The organism is Maribacter sp. (genome assembly GCF_049667165.1).
In the GTDB taxonomy this organism is placed as follows: domain Bacteria; phylum Bacteroidota; class Bacteroidia; order Flavobacteriales; family Flavobacteriaceae; genus Maribacter_A.
Window position 1 is genome coordinate 1 of the sequence record NZ_JBATHS010000341.1, and the last position, 22,730, is coordinate 22,730.

21 protein-coding genes are annotated in these 22,730 nt (G+C 42.0%); 10 read left to right on the forward strand and 11 right to left on the reverse strand.

All coding sequences use genetic code 11. The features are described 5' to 3' along the window. The 6 genes from WBM98_RS15855 to WBM98_RS15880 all read right to left on the reverse strand — a co-directional run. Nucleotides 1–1,033: sodium:solute symporter family transporter (locus WBM98_RS15855; protein ID WP_424366997.1), on the reverse strand; the 1,033-nt coding region annotated here is incomplete at its 3' end. Nucleotides 1,034–1,116: 83 nt separating this feature from the next. Then, entirely contained in the window at nt 1,117–2,256 is a 1,140-nt protein-coding gene (locus WBM98_RS15860) for a Gfo/Idh/MocA family protein (protein WP_424366998.1), read from the reverse strand. 32 nt (nt 2,257–2,288) lie between these two features. Next, nucleotides 2,289–3,506, reverse strand: a complete 1,218-nt coding sequence (gene manD / locus WBM98_RS15865; protein ID WP_424366999.1) for a D-mannonate dehydratase ManD — start codon at nt 3,504–3,506, stop codon at nt 2,289–2,291. A 39-nt stretch (nt 3,507–3,545) separates the two neighbouring features. Beyond that, complete coding sequence (locus tag WBM98_RS15870; protein WP_424367000.1) at nt 3,546–4,487, reverse strand: polysaccharide lyase family 7 protein; 942 nt, start codon at nt 4,485–4,487, stop codon at nt 3,546–3,548. A gap of 182 nt (nt 4,488–4,669) precedes the next feature. Then, nucleotides 4,670–5,671, reverse strand: a complete 1,002-nt coding sequence (locus WBM98_RS15875; RefSeq protein ID WP_424367001.1) for a sugar kinase — start codon at nt 5,669–5,671, stop codon at nt 4,670–4,672. Nucleotides 5,672–5,676: 5 nt separating this feature from the next. After that, nucleotides 5,677–7,995, reverse strand: coding sequence for a chondroitinase-B domain-containing protein (locus tag WBM98_RS15880; RefSeq protein ID WP_424367002.1), 2,319 nt, complete (start codon nt 7,993–7,995; stop codon nt 5,677–5,679). A 210-nt stretch (nt 7,996–8,205) separates the two neighbouring features. Between WBM98_RS15880 and WBM98_RS15885 the strand changes: the two genes are divergently transcribed. The 10 genes from WBM98_RS15885 to WBM98_RS15930 all read left to right on the forward strand — a co-directional run bounded on the left by WBM98_RS15885 (nt 8,206) and on the right by WBM98_RS15930 (nt 16,844). Beyond that, a complete protein-coding gene (locus WBM98_RS15885) occupies nt 8,206–9,165 on the forward strand; it encodes a sugar phosphate isomerase/epimerase family protein (protein WP_424367003.1) in 960 nt (319 codons plus the stop codon). A gap of 21 nt (nt 9,166–9,186) precedes the next feature. Then, nucleotides 9,187–9,912, forward strand: coding sequence for a ribonuclease activity regulator RraA (locus tag WBM98_RS15890; RefSeq protein WP_424367004.1), 726 nt, complete (start codon nt 9,187–9,189; stop codon nt 9,910–9,912). A gap of 219 nt (nt 9,913–10,131) precedes the next feature. After that, nucleotides 10,132–10,560: a SoxR reducing system RseC family protein gene (locus tag WBM98_RS15895; protein ID WP_424367005.1), complete on the forward strand. Its 429-nt coding sequence runs from the start codon at nt 10,132–10,134 to the stop codon at nt 10,558–10,560. Nucleotides 10,561–10,566: 6 nt separating this feature from the next. Next, nucleotides 10,567–11,457, forward strand: coding sequence for a Fe-S cluster domain-containing protein (locus tag WBM98_RS15900; RefSeq protein WP_424367006.1), 891 nt, complete (start codon nt 10,567–10,569; stop codon nt 11,455–11,457). Further along, nucleotides 11,450–12,778: an electron transport complex subunit RsxC gene (gene rsxC, locus WBM98_RS15905; RefSeq protein WP_424367007.1), complete on the forward strand. Its 1,329-nt coding sequence runs from the start codon at nt 11,450–11,452 to the stop codon at nt 12,776–12,778. Before WBM98_RS15900 ends, rsxC begins: the two co-directional genes overlap by 8 nt. Before the next feature lie 2 nt (nt 12,779–12,780). Then, nucleotides 12,781–13,791, forward strand: a complete 1,011-nt coding sequence (locus tag WBM98_RS15910; protein WP_424367008.1) for an RnfABCDGE type electron transport complex subunit D — start codon at nt 12,781–12,783, stop codon at nt 13,789–13,791. Nucleotides 13,792–13,793: 2 nt separating this feature from the next. Next, entirely contained in the window at nt 13,794–14,390 is a 597-nt protein-coding gene (locus WBM98_RS15915; RefSeq protein ID WP_424367009.1) for an RnfABCDGE type electron transport complex subunit G, read from the forward strand. A gap of 5 nt (nt 14,391–14,395) precedes the next feature. Further along, nucleotides 14,396–15,001 carry an RnfABCDGE type electron transport complex subunit E gene (locus WBM98_RS15920; protein ID WP_424367010.1) on the forward strand — a complete coding sequence of 202 codons (606 nt, stop codon included), beginning with the start codon at nt 14,396–14,398 and terminating at the stop codon, nt 14,999–15,001. Nucleotide 15,002: 1 nt separating this feature from the next. Further along, nucleotides 15,003–15,578: an electron transport complex protein RnfA gene (locus WBM98_RS15925; RefSeq protein WP_424367011.1), complete on the forward strand. Its 576-nt coding sequence runs from the start codon at nt 15,003–15,005 to the stop codon at nt 15,576–15,578. 246 nt (nt 15,579–15,824) lie between these two features. Beyond that, nucleotides 15,825–16,844 carry a LacI family DNA-binding transcriptional regulator gene (locus WBM98_RS15930; protein WP_424367012.1) on the forward strand — a complete coding sequence of 340 codons (1,020 nt, stop codon included), beginning with the start codon at nt 15,825–15,827 and terminating at the stop codon, nt 16,842–16,844. Between the two features lie 3 nt (nt 16,845–16,847). On the opposite strand, the gene WBM98_RS15935 is transcribed toward WBM98_RS15930, so the two are convergent. The 5 genes from WBM98_RS15935 to WBM98_RS15955 are packed head-to-tail and all read right to left on the reverse strand — an operon-like array spanning nt 16,848 to nt 22,678. Next, complete coding sequence (locus WBM98_RS15935; protein WP_424367013.1) at nt 16,848–18,461, reverse strand: UxaA family hydrolase; 1,614 nt, start codon at nt 18,459–18,461, stop codon at nt 16,848–16,850. A gap of 7 nt (nt 18,462–18,468) precedes the next feature. After that, complete coding sequence (locus WBM98_RS15940) at nt 18,469–19,914, reverse strand: tagaturonate reductase (RefSeq protein WP_424367014.1); 1,446 nt, start codon at nt 19,912–19,914, stop codon at nt 18,469–18,471. Between the two features lie 25 nt (nt 19,915–19,939). Continuing rightward, complete coding sequence (locus WBM98_RS15945) at nt 19,940–21,235, reverse strand: TRAP transporter large permease (RefSeq protein ID WP_424367042.1); 1,296 nt, start codon at nt 21,233–21,235, stop codon at nt 19,940–19,942. Then, on the reverse strand, nt 21,235–21,699 hold the full coding sequence (locus tag WBM98_RS15950; protein ID WP_424367015.1) for a TRAP transporter small permease: 465 nt from the start codon (nt 21,697–21,699) through the stop codon (nt 21,235–21,237). Before WBM98_RS15950 ends, WBM98_RS15945 begins: the two co-directional genes overlap by 1 nt. Nucleotide 21,700: 1 nt before the next feature. After that, nucleotides 21,701–22,678 (reverse strand): TRAP transporter substrate-binding protein, encoded by a 978-nt coding sequence (locus WBM98_RS15955; RefSeq protein WP_424367016.1) that lies wholly within the window; start codon nt 22,676–22,678, stop codon nt 21,701–21,703. Nucleotides 22,679–22,730: the final 52 nt, after the last annotated feature.

A 22,730-nucleotide genomic window follows, 5' to 3' on the forward strand; every position in this document is an offset into this window, starting at 1 on the left:
TCCTTAACAATTTCTTGTCACTATTTTGTCTACTTCTCTTAGCAAGAAAAGGTTGATAGATACTTCTTACAAAGATTCCAGCGTTTTTATTCAGTGCTGAGTCCATAGAAGACATGGAAGCAGCAAAGAGGCCCGCCATTAGTAATCCAACAGTACCTATGGGCATAGCATTACGGGCAAAATATAGATATACTGCATCTGTTGCCTTGTTGCCCAGTTGTGAATAATTTGTTGCGGCATCAGGGTATAGGGTAGCCGCTGCCCACGGGGGGATAAACCAAATTATAGTTCCCACTCCCATAAGAATCATAGCTAGTATTGCAGCTTTACGTGCGTTGATACTATCTTTTGCACCGAGAAATCGAAATGAATCATGAAGATTCATCATGGTGATGATCTGTTTCGGTAAAAAGAAGATGAACGTTCCGATTAATATCAAGGGGTAGTTCATATTCGGACCTACGAGAAAACCACCTGGAAAATTTTTAACCAAATTAACCGGACCGTCAACCAGCACCAATGCCACTATCGCAGTAGCTACTGAAACAACCGCTACCACCAAAGTTTGAACAAAGTCTGATGCGACAACCCCCCAAGCCCCTGAAAGTACCGACACAAAAACTACCGTCAAGCCAATTCCTATAATGGTTATAAAAATATCCGCATCAAAAACCGCACTGGTAAAAACGCCTAACGCGTTTAACCAAACACCGGCATTTATGAAGGAAAATACGATTAAGGCCCAAGAAAAAAACAGCTCATTTTCAGGACCAAATCGCCTTTTTATGGCTTCAGTAGGTGTATCTACCCGCATTTGTCTAAATCGATGCGCGAAGAACAAATAGCCACAATAGAAAGCAAAAGTATTTCCAATATACACAGCACAAATGGCGAAACCGTCGTTGAAGGCTTTACCTGCTGCGCCAGTGAAAGTAACGGCTGAAAATTGAGCCATAAAAGCGGTTGAGCCTACCATCCACCACAACATTCTTCCACCACCCCGAAAATAATCACTGGTAGATTTACTTGCCATTCGTGAAAATATGACCCCAATGGCAAGGATCAATACAAAATAGACTCCAATTACGATATAGTCATAGAACATAATTTTCCTTTTTATTGAAGATGACTAACGTCTGTCCAGTTATCATTCTTTCTGATGATGTCAATGAGTTGCTGATACAGACTACCTTCCTTAAAGGATTGGTAAGGAGCAACTTTTTCTCCTTTAATATCTTTTACAAATTCCCTAACAAGATAATGCCAATTTCGCTCGGTATCACCTTCAATTTTAGGTTGATTATCGGCTATTTCCTTAGGTATTGGCAGCTCATCCCAGGTTTTGTTTTTGCCATATAAATACAGCGGGCCCATGCCATAATGGCCTTCAATGAAAATCGCACCCTTGGTGCCGTAAAACACAATATGGTTCTCTTGAAATTTGGGGTTCAGTCCGCCATGTTTGAACAATACGGAGACCGGTTTGGTGGCAAATTCACTTTGCAATTGTGCCAACACGGTATAGGACCACTCTACATTGCTTTCCCCCCATTTAAGGGAAGGGTCGTTGAGATCTTCGGGAATAAAGTCCCTTCTCGTCTTGAAATTATGTACGCCTTCAACGATGGGTGCCTTACCTAAATCGTCCCGTACTTCCCCGATTATCGATAGGATTTTTTCACCGATTACCGATGTTGCAATGGAAATCATGTGTGTGAAATTATTGTTCAAACGACCGCCACCATCTTCCTTTCGGTGCGACCAGCCGAAGGGAATATCCCGCTCCAGGTTGAAGTGGGAGATACACTCCACCTCCACAGGTTCGCCAATTGCACCATCTGCAACAAGTTGTTTAGCGTGTTGAATATGAGGCATATATCTAAAGCTGGAAGCATACGCCGTTTTTACTTTTCTCTTTTTGGCAAGTTCGTACAACTCCAATGCAGACGCTCCAGTATCTGTAAGAGGCTTATCGCTAAATACGTGACACCCAAATGCAATGGCCTGTTTAATTGGCTCATAGTGGGCGCCTCCAGGAGTCGCGATTGAAACAATATCGGGTTGACATTCCTTCAATGCTTGTTGCCAATCTGTTCCGGAGTATGGAATAGCCATTTTCTTGGCCACCTTGCTTACGACACTTGGGGTTCTCCCAACAATACCTACTACCTCACAACCTGCAGCTCGAAACGCAACCGCATGGCCCTGGCCGGCAAACCCGGTTCCCGAAATAAGTACTTTTAACTTTTTGCCCATTTATCTATATTTTATTTATCTGTTGATTGCGTTTACCAATTCCATAAGGTGCCATCCTCTAACCTGTTTACAGGAAGGTACGATCGCTTGTAAGGGTATTTCTTTGCTGCTTCCTCGACGAAATCAATGCCCCATCCGGGTTTGTCATCCATATATAGTAACCCTTCCTTAAGTTCAATTTTGTATTGAAACACTTCGTTCAGCTCAGGGGTGCCGAAACCAATAAATTCTTGAACACCGAAATTAGGGGCCCAAAGATTAAAATGCATATGTGCCATTACGCAGACGGGCGAAAGGTCGGGTGCTCCGTGTGGTGCCATGCGCACATGATGTAATGATGCAAAATCCGCTAATTTTTTTAGGGGGGTTAATCCGCCACCATGGGGTACCGCAGTCCGCACATAATCGATCCATTGGTTTTGTATCATCTCTTTGGCATCCCAAAGGGTGTTGAATTTTTCTCCTGTAGCCAAAGGGGTATCGGTATGTTCTCGAATGACTTTATATCCTTCGGCATTTTCCGTAGTGACGGCATCCTCTATAAAAAGTAGTTTGTAGGGTTCCAATAGTTTGCACAACCGTGATGCCTCGATAGGGGTCAATCTACTATGCACATCGTGGCAAAGTGCTATTTCATAGCCAAATTTCTCTCGTGCCTGTTTAAAGAGTTCGGGAATAAAATTCATGTATCTGTCGGTCGACCACACTTGTTCCGGTGGTAAGGGCCTATTGCCCTGTAATTCATAATAGTTCTTTTTGCCTTCCATGGTACCGTATGTACCCTTCGTATTGGGAATGGTACACTGTAAGCGCACCGCTTTGTATCCCTCTTTAATAAATGTGCCCAGATTATTCAAGACTTCTTCTATGGTTTCCCCATTGGCATGACCATATACCGTAACTCCTTTTCTACTTTTTCCGCCGAGTAGTTGATATACTGGCATATTGGCCAACTTTCCCTTAATATCCCAAAGGGCCATGTCTATAGCACCAATAGCAGCCATACTCACAGCACCATTTTGCCAATAAGCTCCTTTGTAGAGATACTGCCAAATATCCTCGATTTGATGGGCATCCCTTCCTAAAAGACACGGAACTATATGTTCCTCTAAATAGGCTACGACGGCCATTTCCCTGCCGTTCAGCGTGGCATCTCCCAACCCATACGTACCATCTTCCGTTATAACCTTGACGGTAACAAAATTGCGGCCTGGGCAACAAACAAAAACTTTTATATCCTTTATTTTCATCCTAATATCCCTTGTGGTTCCAATTTATTTTTAAAGCACTTACTCTGTACTTGGCATTGTGCCAACCCCTACACTCGCTTCTCTAAACCAAACTTCGGTATAGCTTCCATTGGCATATTGTTTGGCTATATCCCCGTCATAAGTTTCTGATCCCGTACTCCAAACTATATTATCCTCTGGGTTTTTGCCATTGGTTTGATTATACGCACCTTGTTTGAAAAACTGAATTTCACCTGCATAGGCATTTTCGCGTTCAACACCGTCACGACCAATTGCTGCGTATAATGTCAAAATTTGTTGGGGAATATCCGCTTTCTTCGAAAAATCGGATTTCAATAAGTTCTTTGTGAATGTTTTGGTCTCATGACCTTCGCTGGTAAAAGTGAGATACATGATGCCTTGGTAGACATTTATTTCATAAGTGAATTCCTCCCCCAATGCAATACCATCTTTGGGTTCTTCGGGATACGTACTTGGACTATCGCCAATTACAGACATATCATTTCCCCAAACGGCTGTTGAATAATCCCATCTTTTTGAATTATCACCTTCGGTGTTAATTTCATAGTTCCAAAAAACAGAGCCTTTTGTGTGCCCTGGGAATTTTTTGTAAAAGATTTTTAAAGGTTCGTTTTCATTCCCCTCATCACTATGAATTTGCCCCACTACGACCGAATATGACGCAGCAACTCGTGCATCACCAGAAGTTGAAACATGCATTACTTTTAACGTACCCGATAATTTACCCCCAGTTTCGGGAATCCAATGTTCTTTTTGACCTAATTCCGTTCTTGTATTGCTTGATGTTCGTGAGGTAACACCAGAATTAGGGGTTTTGTAAACCACCCAATCGGTTTTTCCGTCGTTTTCAACATAAAAGAAATCTTTCTTTTCATAATGTACCAGGTCCTCAGAACGTGTACCGTCTCCCAAGAGAATATTCCATTCATCCATAAATGGAAGTACATCGCTTGGATACATGGTAGCTTTAGAATCTTCGTTATTAGATTTCTTAGCTTTATCAAGGCAACTGTTTATGACTAATGCAAGGCCAATCATTAAGAGAGATTGGACTACTGATGTAAGGGTTTTATAGCTCATTATATTTGGTTTTTTTTAATTCTTTTTGAAATGGAACGTGCGGTATGGTGTTCATTAAAAAACTACCTTCTTATTGCTCCGGAAGTATCCCCTTCCATTAAATCCAGCACATTGTCCAAAGACACCAAGTTTACATCGCCTATAACGGTATGTTTTAAGGCACAGGCAGCGGTGGCAAATTCCAAAGCCTTTTCATCATCATAATGCAATAGCCCATAAATGAGGCCAGCGGCAAAGGCATCTCCGGTACCCACACGGTCTATAATATGGGTAATGTTCAGCATATCGGATTTAATATAGTCATGACCGTTCCACATTTTACCTTGTATTTGGTGGTGGGAAGCACTTATGGGCCTTCTGGTTTTTTTGACCACTTTATTGATATTGGGAAAAAGGTCTATCAACTTTTTGGCTAAAGACGGGAATTTATCCTCCGCCTGACCGAACCCGAACATTTCGCGAATACCGCGGCTGCTGGTAATTACCACATCGCAATGTTGCACCAAACTGGGGATAAGCTCCTGCATCGTTTTCCCATATTTCCACATGTTGCTGCGCGAATTAATGTCTCCCGAAACCGTTATTCCCAATTTGTTAGCTGTTTTAATGGCATCTAGGCAACATTGGTAGGCACCTTCCGAAATGGCAGGGGTAATCCCTGTCCAGTGGAACCAATCGGCGTTTTTGAGCACATCTTCCCAATTTACCATTGAAGGCTCGATTAAGGAGAAAGAGGACCCTTCCCTTTCGTAAATTACCTCACTGGGTCTATGCACCGCACCTTTTTCAAGAAAATACTTGCCCATCATGTCATCGCCATAAATAACGTGTTCGGTGCTTAGCCAATGCTTGCGTAAAAATTGTGTGGCTGCCTTGCCAAGGGCATTATCAGGAAAACGGGTCACGTGGGCGGCTTTCATACCCAAATAAGCGCATGAAATGGCTACGTTCGCCTCACCACCTCCATAAACAAGTTCGAAAGAAGAAGCCTGTGAAAATTTCTCATAACCCGGGGGGGACAAACGCATCATTACTTCACCAAATGTTATTACTTTTTTTGGCATAATCTCTAGTACATTAACTTAAGCGGAAGATTCTCTTCAACTAGCAACTCCCCTGAGTTTTTTATGACATTACCGGAATGTGAATTATTCTTCGCTCCCCATAGTCGCGCTACAAGTTCCGTTTTATTGTCAATAAATTTGTTTCCTGAAAGGTCTACATTGATGATGCCGTAGGTGTTGAGCAAAATTCCATCCGCTTCCTTAGCGCCACACTTTGTAAAGGTACTGTTGGTCACTACTAAATTGCCTCCCACCGTAGACTCATCATACCCTCCTCTATAATAATCTATTACATTTTTATCGATGTTTTCGAACCAGCAGTTATCAACAAATATGTTTTCTGCATTGTATTCGCCACGATCATCGGACTCTTCAGACAACTCTAATCCATTTGTGCAATTCTTAATAAGGGTTGATTGGAATTTAATATACTCGGAAAAAGAATATTTGTACGCTTTCAGCACATAATCGAAATCCGATATCTCACAATCCGTAACACTCAAATTGTATAGACTTGACATATTCCTTTGCAAACTTGCAAATGCATATTGGCTATTTGTCCCTTTCAGGTCAACGCCTATAAGGGTAAGTTGCCCTTTGGGGTTCATTTCAAAGGCAGGGGTTTTTGGAGCGCCATTGTAATGGATCTTCATTTTTTTGTTAACGTTACCAGACTTTATGGTTAGCATCTTATCGATCTTTAATGAGGTTTTCAGCTCATAAAGATCCCCTGTCAGGATAATGGTATCGCCGCTTTTTGCCCCTTGAACCGCAGTTTCCAATTCGGCAATCGATCCTACGGGATGGGTTTTAGCACTAATTTCTTCAGTTGATTTCAAGGGATACCAATCTGGGCCGTATTTGGACATGTCCATAAGATTTGGCTTTTCGACTAGTACACCCGCGATAGCCCCCACCCTATTATTCTTAGCCCGTGAATTGCCGAACAAGTCTTTTGTAATTTGGTCAAACTCGAAACCATTATATAGTTGAACATCTGACAGCTCATTCGATGGAACAAAAATATTTTTCTCCAATTCCGTAAGTGAAAAATCTTCCTGCTTAAACCTGGAATCATATTCAAAAGGCAGACCTTGATTATTGATGACATTACCTTCAAAATCGATTCCATCCACGGAATCATAAGCAACTACGGGTTGCTTATCACCTTGTGCGCTGTAAATAAGATTATTCGCTACAATAGTACGAATGGGTCTTTCTGATCTAATTTCAGAAGCCGGTAGTATATCTTTTTGATCGACATTGGACCCCACTCCAAATTGCCAAGGCGAATTGCAATTAACCCAAGAGTTGTAGGCCACGACAACATCCGTAACCTGAATATACCTATTAAGGGGTGATTTTGGAATACCGTTCATGACGGCAAGGGGACTTCTGAACGTCTTTCCTTTTAGGTTATAAAAATAGTTGTTGGTTACCCAATGACCCGTACCGATCAATCGCACACCACCAATTTGTTCAGAATTCGTGTCTCCGATAAAATAATTGCCATCTATGATGCAATAGTTTCCGTGTCTTGTTACCAATGATCCTTCACTCTTGTAAAAAACATTATTCCTGAACTCATTGAAATTGGTTTTACTTGAAATAACTTCTACTTCTCCATTACATCGCTCAAAAAAATTATTTGCTACTAGGGTATAGCTGGGAGCCATGGAGGTAAAACTATTACCGAGTTGTATGGTCTCGGCACTAGGCCCGCCTTTGGGAGGCCTTGGTCCAAAATAGTTATTAGTGATTTTATGGTGATTTTTTATGCTTTTATTTCCTGCCAGATCAACCCTCACAGTAGGCCCTCTATTGGACTTGCCCGCGATGTAACAATGATCAAGCTCATTATGTCGCCCCTTGAATAGTACCCAGAGATCCGTCTGGTTTCTTTGGGCTTTATTGTAATCGACAATCACACAGTTGGTGATCTGGGAATGGTTAGCGACGGTATCCTGGTTGATTGCAAACTCAATAACCGATTCGGACGGAGATGAGCCATTCGTGAAGTACAATCCACTCACTTGTAAATAGTCACCTCCAAGTTTCAAATCAGAATTCCCTCCAATAATCACTTTTCCAGCAGTTTCTGCTTTTAGTGCAATGGGCTGCTTCTCAGTTCCGTAACCTACAAATCTTATCTGAACATCGTTCCATACACCATTGGTCAACACAATATCGTCACCAGCCTCTACACTTTTCAAAGCTTCTTCCAATTCTTCAGGCGTGCTTACCATTCTAATATTTCGATTGGTTTTATCTCCACAGGCGCTTAAAATAAATAACAAGCAAAGTACAGTTACCAATTTCCTCATGATCGATCAAATTTTTAAGGTGGAACTACAAATTTTAAACTGGTTAACCAGTTTGGTTTACCAAATATATGTATATTTGTGGACCCCACAAATTATTTACATTGAAATACGAAATAGACACTTCTTAATTCTATTTACTATTGAAATGAAAAAACATCAAAAAACCAACTCAAGCTGTGCAACATAGTCGGAAACCTTAAAATTATATGAATGAAACGTACCAGAAGAAACTTCATCAAACAATCAACGTTAGCAGGTTCTGCACTGATTTTTCCCTATCAGGGTATAAAAAGTGCCTTTTTATCAGATAATGGTAATACCAATGAAAATCTACAAGTGCATTTGTTTTCCAAACATCTACAATTTTTGGATTATAATGGGATGTCGGAAGCTACTGCAGAAATGGGTTTTGATGGTCTCGATCTTACCGTAAGGCCTGAAGGCCATGTTTTACCTGAACGGGTTACTGAAGATTTGCCGAAAGCTGTCGAAGCGATGAGGAAATTCGGACTGCGACCACAAATGATGACTACCAATGTAACTGATGCCGATGATCAAACAAGTAGAACTGTATTGGAAATGGCCAGTCAACAAGGATTGAAGTATTACCGAACGGGATGGCTAACCTATCCTGAAGACAGGTCGATTGACGAAAGTCAATCCAAATACGCACAACAATTCAAAGACTTGGAAATACTCAACAAAACACAAGGATTGATAGGGTGCTATCAAAATCATGCAGGCAACCATGTGGGGGCGCCTATTTGGGATTTACTCCCCATCCTAAGGGCCACAAAAAATGAACATATGGGTGCTCAATATGATATAAGGCATGCCGTGGTAGAAGGTGGTAGCAGTTGGGAATTGGGTTTAAGACAGATTCAACCGTATATAAAATCTATCGTCATAAAAGACTTTAAATGGGGCGTGGTCAATGGAAAATGGGAACCCATCAACACACCCTTAGGAGAAGGAATGGTAGATTTCAATCGCTATTTTTCATTACTCAAAAAATACAAGATCAATGTTCCTGTTTCCCTTCATTTAGAATACGACCTTGGTGGTGCAGAGCAGGGTGCCTCAAAAATAACCATGGACAAAAATGCGATTTTCGGTCAAATGAAGAAAGATTTAAGATTTTTAAGGGAAGCTTGGCAATTAGCTGAATAATACATTAAAACTGGGTAAATCATGATACCATCAGCAAATACTACAAAGGACAAACTTAGGAAAGTAAGTACGGCAACCATTGCCACTTGCTTATTCAAAAGAGGATTGAAGCATCAATTCATACAAGATGTCAAACCCTTGAAATTGAACAAACCCACAATGGTTGGTGAGGCGTATACCCTTAGATATATTCCCGCTAGGGAAGATCTGAATCCCATAGAGGTATTCAAGGACCCCAAACATCTTCAAAGGGTTGCTGTAGAGGAATGTCCCAAAGGGGCCATTATGGTCATCGATAGTCGAAAAGATGCCCGAGCGGCATCGGCCGGTTCCATTTTGGCCACGCGATTAATGGTGAGAGGCGCTGCAGGCATTGTCACCGATGGTGGCTTTCGGGATTCGGCAGAAATTGCGGAATTAGCCCTGCCATCCTATCACAATCGCCCTTCTGCACCTACGAATTTAACCTTGCATCAAGCGATTTCAATCAACGAACCCATTGGATGCGGTGATGTGGCTGTTTTCCCTGGGGATATGCTAGTGGGTGATGATGACGGGGTCATGGTCATACCAGCGCACATAGCCGATGAAGTGGCGGACGAATGTCTTCAGATGACCTTGTTCGAGGAATTCGTTATGGAAAAGGTAAAAGATGGACAATCGATAATCGGACTCTATCCGCTTATCGATGAAAAAATGAGCAAGGAATTTGAGTTATGGAAAAATACGAAACTAGATAGGCACTAAAAAATAGAGAAGATTAATGCCGAAACAGATAGTATGACCATGGTCATGAAATTTTAGCCATTTATAGAGATGGATTTAAGGGATAAACAGCTACTAGATGGTTCAGATTAGCCACAAACAGGTAGACCCCTATCCAAATCCTGACATAAGTCATAAAATAGCCAAACCGATCATCTTAATTTTATACCCTCGATAAAAAAGGACAAAAAACCATTTTCAATGGATTCGAAGTTAACAAGCGAAGAGGCATATATCCACTCCGGGGTGGTTTCCAGAAAGAATGGAAATTCACTCATTGTCTCCTTGGATGAGAATGTACATTGCGAATCCTGTCGTGCCAAGGGCAGTTGTGGTGTTTCCGATTCAGGATCAAAAGAAGTGGAAATATCCTATCCCGATGAATCCTTTGCGATGAATGAACAGGTAAACGTGGTCTTAAAAAAAGGATTGGGGTTAAAGGCCGTTTTCTGGGCCTATCTTTTTCCCTTTCTACTCATGGTCCTTACTTTATTCGTCGCTTCAGCATTCCTGGTCGAATGGATGGCAGGTCTACTATCCCTTGTGGTATTGATACCGTATTACATGTTACTCTACACTTTGCGGAATGTCTTTAAAAAAACCTTTAAAATTACCATTGTAAAAATTTAGACGATAATGAACGAATCCATATTAAATAGTGTTCTCTTGCTGGTTTCCTTAGGTGCCGTAACAGCCTTGGTGCTTTATGTGGTCTCTAAAAAATTCTATGTTTATGAGGATCCTTTGATAGCGAAGGTGGAAGAACTATTGCCTGCGGCGAATTGTGCCGGATGTGGTTCCCCAGGATGTAAATCCTTTGCAGAAAAATTGGTGACCTCCGATGATATCTCGGATTTATTTTGCCCAGTAGGCGGCAATGAGGTGATGAAAATGGTTGCAGAGGTCTTAGGAAAGGAAGTGGCCGAAAAAGACCCAACAGTCGCGGTGGTACGATGCCAGGGATCTTGCGAGGTACGGCCGAAGACGACCGAGTACCAAGGACCAAAATCTTGTGCGATCTCTGCCATGATCTATAGTGGGGAAACCGATTGCCAATATGGCTGTCTAGGCGATGGGGATTGTGTTATAGCATGTAAGTTCGATGCCATGTTTATGGATGAGACCACGGGTCTACCCGTCGTTATCGCCGACAAATGTACATCGTGCGGCATGTGCGTCGATGCATGTCCCCGTGATATTATTGAAATGCGGCCAAAGAACAAGAGGGACCTGAAGGTTTTCGTGGGATGTTTGAACGAGGAAAAAGGAGGTATTGCCAAAAAAGCCTGTTCCGTTGCGTGTATAGGATGTGCAAAATGTGAGGATGTTTGTCCAAAAGACGCCATCACCATGGTAAATAACTTGGCTTATATCGATCCCGAGTACTGCACTTTGTGTAGAAAATGTGTTCCTGTATGCCCTACCCATGCCATCATCGAAACCAATTTTCCGCCACCAAAAGTCAAAAAAGTAGAAGCTGACCCATCAGGTGAAGTTACATCGGTAAATCTTGTAAAAGATGCTTAGAACATTCCCAAAGGGAGGTATACATCCCCCAGAAAATAAACTGACCTCATCAAAAAAAATCAAACGATTACCGGTGCCCAAGGTCGTTTATGTACCCATTGCACAACATATCGGTATCCCTGCCGAAATTGTTGTAGATCGAAAAGATAAGGTTGAAATAGGACAGGTAATTGCCAAATCAGGCGGATTTGTCTCTTCCAACATCCATTCCCCAGTAGCCGGAACCGTCACGAAATTGGATATGATCATCGATAGTAGCGGCTATAAAAAACAATGCATCGTTATTCGTACTGATGATAAAAATGAGTCCAATTTTCAGGAAATCGAATATCCCCTAAAAAAAGAGATAAGCCTTGAACCCGTTGAAATCATAAAACGTATTTCAGATTTCGGAATCGTTGGATTGGGTGGGGCGACCTTTCCTTCCCATGTAAAACTGAATGTCAAGGAGGGTATAAAAATCGATTGTCTGATTATAAACGGGGTTGAATGCGAACCTTATTTAACAGCGGACCATAGATTGATGCTCGAAAAGGCGGAAGAAATCATAGTGGGAATAAAAATCCTGATGAGCGCCCTTCATGTAAAAAAAGCTGTTATCGGAATTGAAAACAACAAGAGGGATGCCGTTGAACTCTTTAAACGCTTAACGGTTGACGAAAAGGAAATCCAAGTCGCTGCCCTGCAGGTAAAATATCCACAAGGTGGGGAAAAGCAATTGATAAGGGCTATTTTGAAAAGGGAAGTCCCAAAAAATGGTTTACCCTTGGATGTAGGGGTGATCGTACATAATGTCGGTACTATTTTTGCCATTTATCAAGCCATACAGCATAACCAACCATTGATCGAACGTGTTGTTACCGTAACTGGCAAGAAGTTAGGGGACCCCTCCAATTTTTGGGTAAAAATAGGCACTCCCATCAATGACTTGATCGAGGAAGTAGGTGGTATGCCAGAAGGTACACGGAAAATAGTAAATGGCGGTCCTATGATGGGTAAGGCCATTAAGAATACAGACGTCCCGGTCACCAAAGGCACATCAGGTATCCTAATAATAAATGAGGATGAAGCCAGCAGGGGTGAACCTAAGAATTGCATTCGTTGTGGCGAGTGTGTCAACGTTTGTCCCATGGGACTGGAACCCCATCTTTTAATGAATCTTACTGAAAAAGGGATGTATGAAAAAGCGGCCCAAGAGGATATCATGACCTGTATCGAATGTGGTTCCTGCAGTTATGTTTGCCCTTCCCACCGCCCATTATTGGACTATATCCGATTTGGAAAAAATATTACTAAAAAATTAGCATCTTCTAAAAATTAAGTATGGATAGCCCCGCAATTGTTATCTCCGCCTCTCCCCACGTACATTCCGATAGAACTTCCAAAAGAATAATGTATGATGTGGTCATCGCACTGATACCTGCATTTTTGGTCTCCCTATATGTATTTGGCTTTAATGCTTTGATAGCTATCTCCGTCACCATTTTTTCATGTTTATTATTTGAGTATCTGATTCAAAAATATCTCATGAAGACCGAGGTTACGATTACGGATGGATCCGCTCTTCTAACCGGTATTCTACTGGCATTCAACATCCCCGCTGGACTCCCAATATGGATGATCATCGTTGGTAGTTTGGTTGCTATCGGAATCGCAAAGCTCTCTTTCGGCGGTCTCGGGTTCAACGTGTTCAACCCGGCGTTGGTAGGTCGGGTGTTCCTATTAGTCTGCTTTCCTGTACAAATGACATTATGGCCCACTGCGGTGGAAAACAACACATCCATTGCTGACGCCGTATCCGGGGCAACTACGTTGGGGATAATCAAGGATGGCTTACAATTTGGTGAAACAATGACTGAAATAAGCGCCAAGATTCCTTCGAGTGTCAATATGCTTTTAGGGATTACAGGGGGATCTATTGGTGAAATGTCGGCAATCGCCTTGCTACTTGGAGGCCTGTACCTTATTTTCCGAAAAATAATCTCTTGGCATATTCCTGTGATGGTATTGCTCACTATTGGGGTCATGACAGGTATTTTCTGGTTCGTAGACCCAGAACACTACGCGAATCCGGTAATTCATCTATTATCCGGCGGGGCTATCCTCGGCGCATTTTATATGGCGACCGATCTGGTCACTAGTCCCGTGACAAAAAAGGGAATGGTGATTTTTGCCATCGGTATCGGAGTCATAACCGTTGTAATTCGTTTGTTCGGGGCCTATCCTGAAGGAATCTCATTTGCCATATTGATTATGAACGCCTTTGTTCCCTTGATCAACAGGTATTTTAAACCACGTAGGTTCGGTGCTAAGATCAAAGCCAAAATGATATAGCTATGAGTAACAAGAAATCAACATTTTTGAACATGGCCCTAGCGCTTATCGTGATAACCGTTGTAGCCGGATTCTCATTGGGGTTTGTCAATGACCTCACCTTAGAACCCAAGGCCCGGGCGAAATTAGCAAAAAAGGTCAATGCCCTTAAATTGGTGTTGCCCGCATTTGACAATGACCTAGTCGCCCAAGTGGTCCGAATAAAATCAGAGGTTGCCAAAGACAGTATGGAAATTTACCCCGCTTTTCAAGGCCTTGAATTCGTTGGGGCAGCCGTAATCGGGTCCTCCGAAAAAGGTTTTAGTGGATTGGTAAAGATCATGGTCGGTTTTAAACCTGATGGATCCATGCAGGATATCGTCGTGTTGGAACAAAAGGAAACCCCTGGTTTGGGAACGAAAATGAAAGAGGAAAAGTTCTTGGGGCAATTCAAGGACAAAAACCCTTCTAATTTCGATTTGAAAGTGGGCAAGGACGGTGGTGATGTGGATGCCTTGACCGGTGCCACGATCAGCACAAGGGCCTTTACTGAAGCCGCGCAAAGTGCTTATGACGAATATATAAAAATAAAGGATTCTTTAACCAAAGCCAATCAGTAGGAACAATGTCCAAAACCATAAATCAAAAGGAAAATTTCTTAAAAGGTATCGTAAAGGAAAATCCGGTCTTTGTGATGCTTTTGGGTATGTGCCCCACCTTAGGCGTTACCTCATCCGCTTTTAACGGATTTGGCATGGGAGTAGCCACCTTGTTCGTATTGCTGATGTCGAACACCGTGGTATCCTTGGTTAAATCCCAAATACCCAGCAAGGTAAGGATCCCGGCCTTCATCATCATTATCGCATCCTTTGTGACCATCGTAGAAATGGTCCTGGAAGCCTTTATCCCGTTTCTATATGAGCAATTGGGCATATTTATCCCCTTGATCGTGGTCAACTGTTTGATTTTGGGAAGGGCCGAGGCCTTTGCTTCAAAAAACAATCTGAAATCCTCGGTTTTGGATGCCCTTGGTATGGGTATTGGATTTGTAATTGCATTGACCGTATTGGGTGCTGTACGTGAAATCTTGGGTAACGGAAGTATCTTCGATTTTAAATTCGTTCCCGAGGACGCCAATACCTTTATCCTGTTCATCTTGCCTCCAGGGGCGTTTATAGCTTTGTCTTATCTCGCGATTTTATTCAATAAACTAACCGCTAAAACAGCTTAAAATGGACTATATCGTAATACTCATCGCCGCTGTATTCGTCAATAATATTGTGCTATCGCAATTCTTGGGGATTTGTCCTTTTTTAGGTGTCTCGAACAAAATATCGACCTCTATCGGTATGGCGGGAGCGGTTATGTTCGTGATGACCATTGCCACTACAGCGACCTATTTATTACATATTTATATTCTGCAGCCAGCCGGCTTGGATTACTTGCGCACCATTACCTTTATATTGGTTATCGCGGCCTTAGTGCAAATGGTCGAAATCATCCTTAAAAAAGTAAGCCCCCCCTTATACCAAGCACTTGGAGTCTTTCTCCCGTTGATCACTACGAATTGTGCCGTACTGGGGGTAGCTATTTTAGCCTTGGGCCTTGAAAACGGTAGTCTTCTGAAAGCGGTATTCTTTGCCTTTTCAAATTCACTTGGTTTTGGTTTGGCACTGATTGTTTTCGCCAGCATACGGGAATATCTAGAGCTCGCCAACATACCCGAGGGCATGAAAGGGGTTCCGATCAATCTATTGGTCGCAGGACTCTTGTCCTTGGCATTTTTAGGATTTACAGGTCTGGTCTGATATAAATTGAGGAAACATAGTTTCTGAATTATTCGTGGCATTGAAGCGTGTCATCATGACTTCGATAATTTTCGGGGCCATTTATTATGATTCGAATACTTACAAAAGCAACCTGAATTTCCACTAGTCCAAAGTAATTTTCCCTATAATTATACTACTTTTATACCTTCACAAAGGTTTATGTAATCGATAACGCGATTAACATTGAAATTGGACAAATCCCTTTTTCTGATTGAAAAAGAATAAATGAGCAAAAAAACCACCATCTATGATATTGCGAAGGTTCTGAACATTACCGCTGCGACTGTATCAAGAGCCCTCAACGACAATCCTAGAATTAGTGAGGACACCAAGAAAATGGTGCTAGAAGTCGCAGCGCAATTGAACTACAAGCAGAATAAGTTGGCGTTGGCATTAAAGAGCGGCAAAAGTAAGAATGTCGGCGTTGTACTCCCCATAGTCAATAGAAATTTTTTTTCGAACGTAATCCGCGGAATTGAAGAAGAACTGAATCCGATGGGATACAATGTTATTATTTCTCAAACGCATGAGGACGAGAAGAAGGAAATAGTAATTATACAAAATCTGTTGAACGCCCAAGTGGATGGCATCATCATGTCTATCGCAAGACAAACCAAAAGCACGGAACATTTTAAACAGATTCTCAAAAAAAACATCCCCTTGATTTTCTTTGACCGTAAAAAGGATATAAAGGGGGCTAGTTCTGTAACCCTTAATGATTATAGTGGGGCGTATGAAGCAACCCAACATCTAATTGAGCAAGGCTGTACTAAAATTGCCCATTTTACCGTTGATCGCTCTTTGGAGATATATGAGAATAGGTTTGAGGGATATAAGCAAGCCTTGTTGGATAACGGCATTGGTTTTAACGATTCCTATGTGCTGGGGCTCGAAAGTAATATCGATGCTGGCAGGGAAGCGGCCAAAACATTAATGGAATTAGCCGATCCACCCAATGCCCTATTCTCAGCTAGTGACCTTGCTGCATTGGGGGCCATACAATATCTAAAAGATAATGGTATACGCATTCCAGAAGATTTTTGTGTGGTAGGGTTTAGTAATGAGCCTTTTACCCAGTTTATGGAACTGACGATTAGTTCGGTAGACCAATCACCCTTGCTAATGGGAAAAACTGCAGCTAAGGTTTTTTTGGAACAAATGGATGCCGCTAACGTAAAGATTGAAAAGCGAGTGGTGCTGTCGCCAAGTCTTAAAATACGCAAATCCTCGTCCAGATTGAATTAGACTTTATAATGAAACTCCGCGTTTCCATGGAATAAAATCATCTTGACCCAATTGGTCTGCTTTGGATATAACCTCACCACTTGCCACCTTGATTACATACTCCATAATTTCTTCTCCCATTTCAGGTATGGACTTTTCCCCGCGTATCACAGCTCCGGTATCAATATCGATAATATCAGGCATGCGTTCTGCCAAAATCGTATTGCTCGAAACCTTTAACACAGGAGCTATCGGGTTTCCTGTAGGGGTGCCCAAACCCGTGGTAAATAAAACAATATTTGCGCCAGAGCCCACCAAACCAGTGGTACTTTCCACATCATTGCCAGGCGTACATAACAAATTAAGACCTGGTTTTGTAACATACTCGGCATAGTCCAATACAGCTTCTACAGGTGAAGTACCTCCCTTTTTAGCCGCCCCAGCAGATTTCATCGCATCTGTAATCAAACCATCCTTAATATTCCCCGGGGACGGATTCATATCAAAACCAGAACCGACATTTTCTGCGGATTTTTCATAATCCTTCATTAACTGCATAAATCGTTGACCATCTGCATCATGTACACATCTATTGACAAGCTCTTGTTCAACACCACACAATTCAGGAAATTCGGAGAGAATAGGCGACCCACCCAAGGCTGCCAAAATATCGGATGCATAGCCCAAAGCAGGGTTGGCCGATATTCCTGAAAAACCATCAGAACCCCCACACTCCAATCCCATTTTTAACTTGGAGATCGGTGCAGGTTTACGTTCTATTTCATTCGCTTTCTTGATGGCCTCAAAAGATTCTTTAATGATGGTGTTCAACATATGGTCCACGGTACCCAATTGTTGTTGTTCATATATGAGAACCGGTTTCTCTAACTTATCATCAATATTCGATAACGCCTTTTTAAAGATATCGACCTGTAGATTTTGACAACCTAAACTCAGTACGGTAGCTCCGGCGACATTCGGGTTTTTTACATACCCCGCCAATAGTTTAGCCAAGGTTTCTGAATCTTGACGAATTCCGCCACAACCCCCTTGATGGGTTATGAATTTAACCTCGATATTCTCCAAACTTCGGGTGGAATTGTTCTCATTTTCTACATTAACCTGGCTTGTATTTCCACTGATAAGATTTCGGAGTAGCTGTTGTTGTTGGCTTACCTTGCCTATGGAAAGTTCTTTTTCGAAAATATCCTTGAGCACCTCTATATTCCTATTTTCACAAAACACCAACGGAAAGAACAACCACACATTTGCCGTACCTACTTGACCATCGGGTCGGTGATATCCCATAAAAGTCCGGTCTTTCCATTTATCAACGGAAGGTGGTGTCCATGAAACGCTTGCGGTCTTTTCCTTTACAGGATTTACTTGGTGTTTTACATTATCAGTGGTCAATAACCCTCCTCTATTAATAGGGGTTACGGCTTTTCCTACCAGTACGCCATACATATAAATAGTATCATCTGGCAGTAAATCGACCAAGGTTACTTTGTGTTTTGCCTTGGTATGCGTCAAGATAACAAGCTCCTCACCTTCAAATTGCAATCTATCCCCTTTTGCTAGATCTATAAGGGCCACAGCAACATTGTCTTCCTTTTGTATTCTTATCAACTTTTGCATAAAACCGCTATTTAGTATTCTTAAATGTAGTAAAACCTTCTTTTATTCCTTGTTCATCTATACTCCGTAATGCCTTTGCAATTCGATCCTTAAGGCCTGTTATTTGAGTTAAGTCTTCTCCCCAATATTCATTTTTAGACAACACGGCCCTTGATATTTCATCATAATCATCGGACTGCCAAATGAACCGCATTTCGTTGACGATTTCAGCATCATCGTTGACGGGTAACTCCTGTCCTTTGTAACTGCCCTTATAGAAACGGATTAAACAGGCAAAGGCAAAAACCGTGTGCAAGGGTAAACGCTTCTTTATTTTAGCGAACTCCAAAAGGCTGGGTAACACCCTGACCTTAAATTTTGAAATGGAGTTTAAGGCAATACTCGCTAATTGATGTATGATAAAAGGATTTCTAAATCGGTCGAACACTGCATTGGCAAATGCTTCCAATTCAGCTTGGTCCATATCCAAGGTCGGTATTATCTCATCCTGTACCAAAGTACGAATGAATGGCCCGGTAAAACCTTCATCGACACTTTCCTTCACTGTTTTGTTGCCATATAAGATGGAAAAGGGTACCATGGCGGTATGTGCCCCATTTAATATACGTACCTTCCTTGTGCGGAACGGTTGCATGTCTTTTACGATCTTGACATCGAGGTCCGTTTTATGAAAAGGAAGCTTTTCCTTTAGTGTTTCGTCTCCTTCAATAACCCACAAAAAGAAGGTTTCGGCACTGACGATCAAATTGTCCTTATAATCCAATTGGGCGTTATACGTTTCTATCTGGTCACGGGGATATCCAGGGACAATTCTATCGACCAAGGTGTTATGAAAGGTACAGGCATTTAAAAGCCAGTTCTTGAATCCGTCCTCCAACTTCCATTGGGCAATATAATCAAGTATGATCTTTCGCAAGGTGTCTGAATTGTAATTGATCAATTCACAAGGAATCAGGGTAAGTCCTTTGTCGACGGCTCCCTTGAAATGGGTATAACGCTTATATAGCAAAACCGTTAGCTTGGCAGGAAACGAACTCGGAGGTTTCATATCGGGAGTATCGGTTGCCACATAGGCAATGCCTGCTTCCGTGGTGTTCGAAATGATAAATTGTAAGTGTTGCTCCTTCGCCAATTCCAAATATTGGTCAAAATCCGTATATGGATCTACGCCCTTTACAATATTGGTAATAAGTTCCTTGCCCTCTACTTCCTTACCATCCTTGATTCCTTTGGTAAAAAGGGTATAAAGACCATCTTGATCATTTAGCATGGAGACCATCCCCTTGTCGATTGGCTGTACCACGGCGATTCCCGCATTGAAACCCACTTCTTGGTTCAATTTTTGAAAGGCCGGCTCAACAAAAGCCCGTAAAAAATTTCCTTCACCAAACTGAATGACTTTTATGGGTTGAGTTTCCGATATAGCGGTATTCGTTCTATTTAATTGTTGCATGGGTTATAGTATTTCATAATAAATGTTAGAGATCGAATAAACTTGGTAACCACAAACTTAGTTGTGGAATATAAGTCACCAAGAATAGGGCTAGGATCATCGCAATGAACAAGGGCAAGAGGGGCTTGAATACTTTCTCTATGGTCGTCTTGGCGATTCCCACACCCACAAAGAGCACCGAACCTACCGGAGGGGTACACAGTCCAATACAAAGATTCAACACCATGATGATTCCAAAATGAACCGGGTCTAAGCCCAATTTTGTTACCACGGGCAAAAATATCGGTGTAAAGATCAAAACGGCCGGAGTCATATCCATAAAAATACCCACGAACAAAAGCAATAAATTGATAATCAATAAAATGACAATCTTATTTTCGCTCAAACTCAACAAACCTGTACTGATTTCTTGGGGAATATTCTCATAGGAGAGTGCCCACGACATACACATTGATGCTCCGATTAATAACATTACTATAGCTGTGGTGGATGCTGAATCCAATAAAATCTGAGGTAGTTTTTCAAAAGTAATCTCCTTATAAACGAAGCCCAAGATCAAGCTATATAAAACGGCTATTGCCGAGGCTTCCGTTGCAGTGAAGATACCGGTAACAATACCGCCGATAACAACCACCAGCATAAGCAGACTTGGTAACGCATCAACGAACGTCTTGAACATGTCCTTTAAACTACTTCGTTTTCCTATTTTGTATTTTTTCTTTTTGGCCCAAACCGAAGCCACGATCATTAAAAACAAACCGGTTAAAATACCAGGGATATAACCCGCCAAAAACAAAGCTGCGATAGATGCGCCCCCGCTAGCCAAGGAATACACTATCAAAACGTTGCTCGGTGGAATGACCAAACCGGTCGTGGCCGAGGTAATATTTACGGCAGCACCAAACTCTCGGGAATACCCTTCTTTTTCCATTTCCGGGCCGAGAATACTACCCATAGCGGAAGCAGAAGCCATGGCCGATCCTGCAATAGCACCCATGAGCATGGCAGCGATGACATTAATCAGTGCAAGTCCCCCAGGAAGGGAACCCACTAAGGTTTTGGCAAAGGCTATAAGTCGATGTGCTATACCTCCCTTATTCATCAGTTCCCCCGAGAGTATAAAGAAGGGTATGGCCAGCAAAGCAAAACTATCGAGTCCTGTTGCCATTCGTTGTGACACCGTGGTAAAAGCTGGGATAGCGGGAATACTTACCAGCATGGTCAATAGGGATGAAATAGCAATACTCCAGGCAACAGGGGTACCCATGGCCAAAAGGCATATAAAACTTATGACCAATACTAAAATGGGTATATTTTCCATCATGACCTAAGGTTTAAAAGATCCGATACTTTGTAATAAATGATCAAGAGACCACTGATTGGAAGAATTAAATAAACCACTGCCAAAGGTATTTGCAGTGCCGGGGATTGTTGTCCCAAAATATAGGAGATGTATACCAATCGGGAACCGCCCACGACAAAAGCAAAAATTACGAATAGGATGATGAGCAGCGTTACAATGATCTTTAATTTTCTCTGTGTTTTGGCGGAGGCTCTTGAAGGAAGAATATCTATGGCTACATGCATATTCTTGCCTGCGACGAAGGCCGCTCCCAAAATCCCTATCCATATCATGAGATACCGGGCCAATTCATCGGTAAATGAACTTGGATCACCTGTAACATATCTTGTAAATACCTGCCAGAGTACGTTTATTACCATAATGGACATGATGACCACCAAGGTTCTTCCCAGAATTTTATCGATTCGTTTTCGTAATGCCATATTAGTTGGTTTCTCTTATTTGCTGGATCAATGGGTAGATGTCCTTATCATCTTTATAATCTTCATAAATACCGGAGACCTTTTTCGCAAAAAGCGACTTATCGGGTCGTATAATCGAGACCCCGGCTTTTTCAACTTCGCGTAAGGCCTCAGCTTCGGCCTCTGCCCAAAGTTTTCTTTGATATTTGACCGATTCCTTGACCGATTCGGTAAGCCATTGCTTTTCTTGATTTGAAAGCTTATTCCAAATATAGGTGCCCATGAGCAATACATCCGGTAAGACCGTATGTTCATCAAGTGAATAATATTTACAAACCTCATAATGCCTGGAAAGATAAAAACTAGGTGGATTGTTCTCAGCCCCATCTACCACCCCTTGTTGTAAGGAGGTATAAAGCTCTCCCCATGAAATGGGCGTTGGCGAACCACCCAATTCCTGCACCATCCGTACAGCAGTGACACTTTCCATGACCCTTATTTTAAGTCCTTGAAGGTCCTCCGGTGTGTTGATGGGTTTGTTCATAGTGTAGAAACTTCGGCTTCCGGCATCATAATAGCCAAGGCCCTTTAGCCAATATTTTTGGCCTTCATTCAATAAAGACTGTCCTATTGGACCATCCAACACGTTAAAGGAATGTTCCCTATCCCGAAAGAGGAATGGCAGCCCCAATACCTTCATTTTGGGGGCGAAATTCTCCAAGACACCTACGGAAACCTTGGTCATATCCAAACTGCCTATTTGTAATAGCTCCAAACACTCGCGTTCCGTACCCAACTGTTGACTGGGATAAATCTCCAATTTCAGCTTACCTCCGGATCTTTCAAATAGATCCTCCCCCATTTTCAACATGGCCTTGTGCACGGAGTGGCTTACATCCAAGCCATGTCCCAATCGTAAGGTCCTGTTCTTATTTTCCGACCCACATGCTTGGATGAGCATTAGGAGGGATAAGATGATAAGTCTCCCAAGGATTTTCATATCCTAATCGTTTCTGATTTTTTCATTTCGGTTTATATCGTTGGATTGTGTT